The organism is Variovorax sp. 20P10.2.4 (assembly GCF_058244205.1).
In genome coordinates, this window is sequence record NZ_JBZAYE010000021.1 from 23013 (window position 1) to 29330 (window position 6318).

At 67.6% G+C, this 6318-nt stretch carries 5 protein-coding genes and 1 pseudogene; 2 read left to right on the plus strand and 4 right to left on the minus strand.

Annotated elements, in window-relative coordinates:
* Positions 1-14: 14 nt before the first annotated feature.
* Genes AC27VN_RS03885 through secA form a run of 4 tightly spaced genes read right to left on the minus strand, consistent with a single transcriptional unit; the run spans position 15 to position 5391 of the window.
* Positions 15-470 carry an NUDIX domain-containing protein gene (locus AC27VN_RS03885; RefSeq protein WP_398498809.1) on the minus strand — a complete coding sequence of 152 codons (456 nt, stop codon included), beginning with the start codon at positions 468-470 and terminating at the stop codon, positions 15-17.
* Positions 467-1342: an ATP-binding protein gene (locus AC27VN_RS03890; RefSeq protein ID WP_093341040.1), complete on the minus strand. Its 876-nt coding sequence runs from the start codon at positions 1340-1342 to the stop codon at positions 467-469. Before AC27VN_RS03890 ends, AC27VN_RS03885 begins: the two co-directional genes overlap by 4 nt.
* Before the next feature lie 7 nt (positions 1343-1349).
* Complete coding sequence (gene argJ, locus AC27VN_RS03895; RefSeq protein ID WP_490875685.1) at positions 1350-2579, minus strand: bifunctional glutamate N-acetyltransferase/amino-acid acetyltransferase ArgJ; 1230 nt, start codon at positions 2577-2579, stop codon at positions 1350-1352.
* Positions 2580-2604: 25 nt separating this feature from the next.
* Positions 2605-5391 (minus strand): preprotein translocase subunit SecA, encoded by a 2787-nt coding sequence (gene secA / locus AC27VN_RS03900; protein ID WP_490875686.1) that lies wholly within the window; start codon positions 5389-5391, stop codon positions 2605-2607.
* Between the two features lie 221 nt (positions 5392-5612).
* Here secA and AC27VN_RS03905 point away from each other — a divergent pair, with 221 nt between their 5' ends.
* Both AC27VN_RS03905 and AC27VN_RS03910 read left to right on the plus strand, forming a co-directional pair.
* On the plus strand, positions 5613-5921 hold the full coding sequence (locus AC27VN_RS03905) for a hypothetical protein (RefSeq protein WP_093341044.1): 309 nt from the start codon (positions 5613-5615) through the stop codon (positions 5919-5921).
* 66 nt (positions 5922-5987) lie between these two features.
* Positions 5988-6318: pseudogene (locus AC27VN_RS03910) on the plus strand (ornithine cyclodeaminase family protein); the annotation flags it as partial.

A 6318-nucleotide genomic window follows, 5' to 3' on the forward strand; every position in this document is an offset into this window, starting at 1 on the left:
CCACGCCGCGGCGCTCAGGCCAGGGTCGATACGGCCTGGGCCGCCGACGCGGGCAGGCCGCGCTCCTGCACCAGCCATTCGAGCACCGGCAGCGCGCCCGGCAGCACGGGCGCCACGTCCAGCGGCAGGTGCTGCCAGGCCATCTGCTGGCCTTCGCGCATCTCGAAGTCGCCGTGCCAGGCCGTGACCTTGCACCAGTGCAGGCGCACCAGCGCATGCGGGTAGTCGTGCTCGGTCACTTTCCAGACCGTGGCGCCGTCGATGGTGATGCCGAGTTCTTCCTGCAGCTCGCGCCGCAGCGCCTCCTCGACCGTCTCGCCGGCCTCGATCTTGCCGCCCGGAAACTCCCAGTAGCCCGCATAGGGCTTGCCGGGCGGGCGGGTCGACAGCAACAGCGCATCGTCGGCCGTGCGGATCAGCACGCCGACCGCGACCTCGGTGTGCTTGCGCTCACCTGGCGCCGCGCTCATGCCGTGGCCCGCCCCGCGTAGTCGCGCGCGAACTGGTAGGCCACGCGGCCGCTGCGCGAGCCGCGCTCGAGCGCCCAGACCAGCGCCTCGGGCCGCGCGGCCTCGATCGCGGCGGCATCGACGCCGAACGAGGACAGCCACTGGGCCACGATCGCGAGGTACTCGTTCTGGCTGAACGGGTAGAAGCTGACCCAGAGGCCGAAGCGCTCCGACAGCGAGATCTTCTCCTCGATCACCTCGCCCGGATGGACCTCGCCATCTTCGGTGTGGGTGTAGCTGAGGTTGTCCTTCATGTACTCGGGCAGCAGGTGGCGCCGGTTGCTGGTCGCGTAGATCAGCACATTGGGCGTGGCCGCGGCGATCGAGCCGTCGAGGATCGACTTGAGCGCCTTGTAGCCAGGCTCGCCCTCGTCGAAGCTCAGGTCGTCGCTGAAGACGATGAATTTTTCGGGCCGCTGCGACACCACCTCGACGATGTCGGGCAGGTCGGTGAGCTCGGCCTTGTCGACCTCGATCAGGCGCAGGCCCTGCGGCGCATAGGCCTGCAGGCAGGCGCGGATCAGCGAGGACTTGCCGGTGCCGCGCGCGCCCGTCAGCAGCACGTTGTTGGCCGGCTTGCCCTCGACGAACTGGCGCGTGTTGCGCTCGATCTTTTCCTTCTGGACGTCGATTTCCTTGAGCGAGTCGAGCGCCATCGCGGCCACGTGCTTCACCGGCTCGAGCACGCCATGGCCCGAGCTGCGGCGGCGGTAGCGCCAGGCGATCGAGGCATTCCAGTCGGCCGGCTCGGCCAGCGGCTGGGGCAGGATCGATTCGATGCGGTTGATGAGCTGCTCGGCGCGCTCGATCAGTCTCTGGAACTGCTCGTTCATCGAAAAATCAGGATCTGTAGTCGGCGTTGATCGACACGTAGTCGTGGCTGAAGTCGCAGGTCCAGACGGTTTCGCTGGCATTGCCGCGGCCGAGGTTCACGCGCACCGTGATCTCGCTCTGCTTCATCACGCGCTGGCCGTCCTCCTCGCGGTAGGCCGGGTTGCGGCCGCCCTTGACCGCCACGTGCACGTCGTCGAGGAACAGGTCGATGCCGGTCTGGTCGAGGTCGGCGATGCCCGCGTAGCCCACGGCCGCGAGGATGCGGCCGAGGTTCGGGTCGCTGGCGTAGAAGGCGGTCTTGACCAGCGGCGAATGCGCGATCGCATAGGCCACCTGGCGGCATTCGGCGGCGTCGCGGCCGCCGTCGATCTGCACCGCGATGAACTTGGTCGCGCCTTCGCCGTCGCGCACGATCGCCTGCGCCAGCAGGCGCGCCACGTCCTGCATCGCGGCCACGAGCGCCTGGCCCTCGGCCGAATCGAGCGAGGTGATGGTCGCGTGCGCGGCCTTCTGCGTGGCGATGACCACGAAGGAGTCGTTGGTCGAGGTGTCGCCGTCGATGGTCACGCGGTTGAACGAAGCGTCGGCCAGCTGCCTGGCCAGCGGCTGGATCAGCGCCGGGTCGATCTTCGCGTCGGTGGCCATGAAGCCCAGCATGGTCGCCATGTTCGGGCGGATCATGCCGGCGCCCTTGCTGATGCCGGTGACGCTGACCGTGGCGCCGCCGATCTGCACCTGGCGGCTGAAGGCCTTGGGCACGGTGTCGGTGGTCATGATGCCTTCGGCGGCACGGGCCCAGTGGTTATCGGCGGCATCGGCCAGCGCGGCGGGCAGGCCGGCCTCGATGCGGTCGATCGGCAGCGGCTCCATGATCACGCCGGTCGAGAACGGCAGGATCTGCTCGGGCGCCAGGTCGAGCTGGCGCGCCAGCGCGATGCAGGTGGCGCGGGTGCGCGCCAGGCCGTCCTCGCCGGTGCCGGCGTTGGCATTGCCGGTGTTGATCAGCATCGCGCGGATGCCGTGGCCGGCCGCGAGGTGGTCGCGGCAGACCTGCACCGGCGCGGCGCAGAAGCGGTTCTGCGTGAACACGCCGCCGACCGCGGCGCCTTCGTCGATCAGCACGACCGTCAGGTCCTTGCGGTTGGCCTTGCGCACGCCCGCTTCGGCCACGCCGATGCGGATGCCGGGGACCGCGAACAAGGCGGCGGGATCGGGAGCGGACAGGTTCACGGGCATGGCGGTATCTCTTCGGAGTTGCGGGTCAGCTGAGTTTGCCGTGGCAATGTTTATATTTCTTGCCACTGCCGCAGGGGCACGGGTCGTTGCGGCCGACGCGCGCGAAGGCGGCCGCCTCGGCGCTCAGCGTGCCCAGGCCCGCGGCCGCGATGCGGCGCTGGCTTTCCTCGTCGACGCGCACCTCGACCTCGCCGGTCTCGGTGGGTGCCGAATAGGTGATGTTCGAGACGTTCTCGCCGCGGTTCTCCATCGCCTCGGCCGCCTGGTCGAGCTGCTCGCTCGACTGCACGCGCACCGTCATGAGCTGGCGCGTGACTTCGTTCTTGACCGAGTCGAGCAACTGGCCGAACAGCTCGAAGGCCTCGCGCTTGTATTCCTGCTTGGGCTGCTTCTGCGCGTAGCCGCGCAGGTGGATGCCCTGGCGCAGGTAGTCGAGCGAGGCCAGGTGTTCGCGCCAGTGGGTGTCGATGCTCTGCAGCAGCACCATGCGCTCGAACTGCGTGAAGTTCTCGGGGCCGATCAGCGCGACCTTGGCGTCGAAGGTCTCGTTGGCGGCCTGCACCACCTTCTCGACGATGTCCTCGTCGGAGATGGCTTCGGAGCCCTCGACGATCTTCGCGAGCGGCATGTCGATGCCCCACTCGTTGAACAGGGCCTGCTCGAGCGCCGGGATGTTCCACTGCTCTTCCACCGACTCGGCCGGCACGTACTGGCGCACCAGGTCGATGAAGCAGCCTTCGCGCAGCGCCGCGATCTGGGCGCCGAGATCGCCGGCGTCGAGGATGTCGTTGCGCTGCTGGTAGATCACCTTGCGCTGGTCGTTCGACACGTCGTCGTACTCGAGCAGCTGCTTGCGGATGTCGAAGTTGCGCGCCTCGACCTTGCGCTGCGCGCTCTCGATGCTGCGCGTGACGATGCCGGCCTCGATGGCTTCGCCGTCGGGCATCTTCAGGCGGTCCATGATCGCCTTCACGCGGTCGCCCGCGAAGATGCGCATCAGCGGGTCGTCCAGGCTCAGGTAGAAGCGCGAGGAGCCCGGGTCGCCCTGGCGGCCCGAACGCCCGCGCAGCTGGTTGTCGATGCGGCGCGACTCGTGGCGCTCGGTGGCGATGATGCGCAGGCCGCCGAGCGACTTCACGAACTCGTGGTCGTTGTTCCACTCGGCGCGGATGTGCTCGATGTCGGCCTTCTTCGCGGCCTCGTCGCGGCCCTCGTCGGCCTCGACCGCCTCGATCATCTTCTCGATGTTGCCGCCCAGCACGATGTCGGTACCGCGACCGGCCATGTTGGTCGCGATCGTGATCATCTTGGTGCGACCGGCCTGCGCCACGATGTCGGCCTCGCGCGCATGCTGCTTGGCGTTGAGCACCTGGTGCGGCAGGCCCGCCTGCGTGAGCAGGCCGTCGATGATCTCGGAGTTCTCGATCGAGGAGGTGCCCACCAGCACCGGTTGGCCGCGCTCGTAGCACTCGCGGATGTCCTGGATCGCCGCCTCGTACTTCTCGCGCGTGGTCTTGTAGACGCGGTCGAGCTGGTCGTCGCGCTTGCTCACGCGGTTCGGCGGGATGATCATGGTTTCCAGGCCGTAAATCTCCTGGAATTCGTAGGCCTCGGTGTCGGCCGTGCCGGTCATGCCGGCGAGCTTGCCGTACAGGCGGAAGTAGTTCTGGAAGGTGATCGAGGCCAGGGTCTGGTTCTCGGCCTGGATCTCCACGCCTTCCTTGGCTTCCACGGCCTGGTGCAGGCCGTCGCTCCAGCGGCGCCCGGTCATCAGGCGGCCGGTGAACTCGTCGACGATCACCACCTCGCCCTGCTGCACCACGTAGTGCTGGTCGCGGTGGTAGAGGTGACGGGCGCGCAGCGCCGCGTTCAGGTGGTGCATCAGCGTGATGTTGGCCGGGTCGTAGAGCGAGGCGCCCTCGGGCAGCAGCTTGAATTCGCCGAGGATGCGCTCGGCGTTCTCGTGGCCGTCCTCGGTCAGGAACACCTGGTGCGTCTTCTCGTCGACCGTGAAGTCGCCGGGCACCGTGACGCCCTCGCCGGTGCGCGGGTCGGCTTCGCCTTCCTGCTTCTTGAGCAGCGGCACCACCTTGTTGATGGCGAGGTACAGGTCGGTGTGGTCCTCGGCCTGGCCGCTGATGATCAGCGGCGTGCGGGCCTCGTCGATCAGGATCGAGTCCACCTCGTCGACGATCGCGTAGTTCAGCTTGCGCTGAACCCGATCGCCGGGCTCGTAGACCATGTTGTCGCGCAGGTAGTCGAAGCCGTACTCGTTGTTGGTGCCGTAGGTGATGTCGCTGCCGTAGGCGGCCTGCTTCTCCTCGCGCGGCATCTGCGGCAGGTTGATGCCCACCGACAGGCCGAGGAAGTTGTAGAGCCGGCCCATCCAGGTCGCGTCGCGGTTGGCCAGGTAGTCGTTGACCGTCACCACGTGCACGCCCTTGCCGGACAGCGCGTTCAGGTACACCGGCAGCGTGGCGGTCAGCGTCTTGCCTTCGCCGGTGCGCATTTCGGAGATCTTGCCGTTGTGCAGCGCCATGCCGCCGAGCAGCTGGACGTCGAAGTGGCGCATCTTCATCACGCGCTTGGAGCCCTCGCGCACGGTGGCGAAGGCTTCGGGCAGCAGGTCGTCGAGGCTCTCGCCCTTGGCGATGCGGTCCTTGAATTCCTGGGTCTTGGCGCGCAGCGCGTCGTCGCTCAGTTTTTCGAATTCGGGTTCGAGCGCGTTGATGCGCGCGACCGTCTTGCGGTACTGCTTGAGTAGCCGGTCGTTGCGACTGCCGAAGATCTGGGTCAGGAAGTTGGTGGCCATGGGTGGAGGTGGGCGGGCACCTGACACGACAGGCACTGCGACCGGATTCCCTAAGATATGGTGAGAGCAGTTGGGCGCACCTCTTTCAAAAGCAAGCCTTCGAAAGTCGGAAGCCCGTGCCGGTTATCGGTAGTCGGGTTATCGGATTTGAACGATTTTCCCGGCGGGACCGCCGGCAAACCGGGCATTTTAGCTGTCTTGTTTCACCCTCAGAATTACGAATGAATCGCCGTTCCACGCCCCCGTTCACGCTGCAGCAGGCGGCCGAGGATTCGCCCACGTTGGCGAGCCTGATCGCCCGCGCGCGCGACGCCGGCGACCGGCTGCGCGCGGTCGAGGAACTGATCCCGCCGCTGATGCGCCCCGCCATCCAGGCCGGCCCGGCCGAGGGCGACGAATGGTGCCTGCTGGTCAAGGGCAGCGCCGCGGCCGCCAAACTGCGCCAGCTGGCGCCGATGCTGGTAACCCGGCTGCGCAACCGTGGCTGGGAGGTGCGCAGCATCCGCATCAAGGTGCAGACCGGACGCTGAAGCCCGCGGCGGCCGGCCGCCTTTCTTGCATTTTACTTTTCGTCTGGAATTGGATAATATTTCCAGATGAATGAAGTCCCATCGTCGCCCGCCGACGCCTCGCTGCTGCTGCTCGACCAGCACCAGGTCGACGCCCTGCTCGCTCCCAAGGACGTGCTCGAGGCCGTGCGCGAGGCCTTCGTGCTGCACAGCGCGCGCGAAGGCCGGGTGTTTCCGTTGCTGCGCGAGCCGCTGGCCACCGGCGGCGTGTTCGGCATCAAGTCGGGCGACGTGCCCGCGCAGGGGCTGCTCGGCTTCAAGGCCGCGGGCTTCTGGCCGGCCAACCGCGCGCGCGGCGGCGAGCCCCACCAGGCCACGATCCTGCTGATTGACCCATTGACCGGCCGACCGCAATGCC